This is a genomic window from Bacillus sp. JJ1764, assembly GCF_036962145.1.
In the GTDB taxonomy this organism is placed as follows: domain Bacteria; phylum Bacillota; class Bacilli; order Bacillales; family Cytobacillaceae; genus Neobacillus.
This window is the reverse complement of sequence record NZ_JBALNY010000004.1, coordinates 1-214: the sequence shown is the minus strand read 5'-3', so window position 1 is coordinate 214 and position 214 is coordinate 1. Positions and strand designations below refer to the sequence as shown.

At 44.9% G+C, this 214-nt stretch carries 1 pseudogene; it reads right to left on the bottom strand.

Going from position 1 to position 214, the window contains the following annotated elements:
* Positions 1-214: pseudogene (locus V7083_RS00495) on the bottom strand (hypothetical protein); the annotation flags it as partial.

The window sequence follows — 214 nt, the reverse complement described above, 5'->3', positions numbered from 1 at the left end:
CCTTTATCCGCAACAACGCCATATCCGTATTCGGGAATAAACAAAATCGTTCCAATTGGGTAGACCGCCAAATCAGCTGCGATGGTAGAGAATAAATCTCGCTTTACTTTTACACCTGAATAAGTAATGCCGTATTCAGGGTGCCCTTGGCTTTTACCGGTTGATTCAGCACCTGCTGTATAGCCTGTGGCGGTGACATTATGTTTCGGATACT